We start from the raw sequence: 1,408 nt of genomic DNA, 5'->3' as shown, positions 1-1,408 counted from the left end.
AGCGAGAGCGTAATTTCGGTCATAACGAATTTTCGCACTGTCTTTTTGATACGCCCAAGAGTTCGGCGGCAGCAATGTATAAGCTAGGGTTCCTGTACCGTAATAAACCGAATCCAAGATATTTTGACGATTGATCGCAAGGTTCAACGCTTGGCGGACTCTTGGGTCGCGAAGTGCTGGAGTCTCGGTATTAATCGCAATAAAGGAAACGTTATTTGCTGGTGTCGCCGTCAACTCAAGGTTTTCATCTTCTTGAATGATTGGGATCTGGCTAGAGATAGGTGAAGACAAAACATCGCATTCATTGCGCAGCAACTTAGCTAACGTGCCAGTACCACGGTGTGAAATGTCGAACACTACCTGTTCCATTTTCGCTGGCGAGTTCCAGTAGTTCGGGTGACGTTCCAAGCGAATCAAATCGTTTACTTGATACTCTTTGAGCTGGTAAGGTCCTGAACCAATAGGGAGTTGGTCGATTTGCTCTTTGTTGTCTTTTGCCGCCAATTGTTGACCGTATTCTGCTGACAGTATTACCGCATGGCTGGTGGCGATGTTTGCCAAGAATGAAAAGTTTGGCTGAGCGAGTTTAAACGTCACTGTGTAATCATCGACAGCAATCACATCTTGCAATAGATTTTGAAAATCTAAACCAGCAAACCATGGATAAAAACCACCACCAACTTGATGAAAAGGATGGTCTACATCAATGATTCGCTTAAAGCTGAATACCACGTCTTTTGAATTTAACGGGCGAGTCGGAGAGAACCACGGTGTCGTTTGGAACTGAACGCCATGTTTGAGCTTGAATGTGTACTCAGTACCTTCCTTGTTCACAGACCAACTTTCCGCAATGCTTGCAATAGGTTGGTGTGTTTTAGGATCAAGCGTGAGTAATGTGTCGTACAACTGAGGGCTTAACGCCTCGGCTGTAATACCACTGTCTATAAGCTGAGGATTAAATGTTGTTGGTTTACCTTGCCCACAAAACACAAAACCTGCTTGGCGAATATCGTTGTGATCGATGTCTTCACCACAGGCAGTCAGTAAGCTAATACCAATAAGGCTCAGCGATAATCTTATAAAAGCATTCATAATATGAAATGTTCATTGGATTTTGCTTGTTTCATTTGATCTTACTCGTCCAGAGCTCACAAGCGAAAATGATCTCGCTAATTTAACACCTTTGTGAACTCGCTCCAAACACAAAATCTTTTGCTGGTAGGGTGTTAGATCAAAATACGATGTCTATTTAACACTGTAGCCCGAATTTTGCAGACATGAGTTGCGTTATCTATGGCTAGTGGTGTTTTTGGTTTTGTTAACTTTGCCCGACTAAACCGTACTTTCTGACCATACCTCGTAGCTGGTGATAGCTTAATCCCAGCAATTCGGCTGCTTGTCGTTGGTT

The 1,408-nt window shown here is 43.3% G+C and carries 1 protein-coding gene; it reads right to left on the bottom strand.

From position 1 onward, the window contains the following. Positions 1–1,092: ABC transporter substrate-binding protein (locus R7E47_RS24345; RefSeq protein ID WP_318085252.1), on the bottom strand; the 1,092-nt coding region annotated here is incomplete at its 3' end. Positions 1,093–1,408 lie beyond the last annotated feature (316 nt).

Origin of the sequence: Vibrio sp. Vb1026 (assembly GCF_033338745.1) — a bacterium.
Classification (GTDB): Bacteria; Pseudomonadota; Gammaproteobacteria; order Enterobacterales; family Vibrionaceae; genus Vibrio; species Vibrio alginolyticus.
This window is presented reverse-complemented; position numbering and strand designations above follow the sequence as displayed.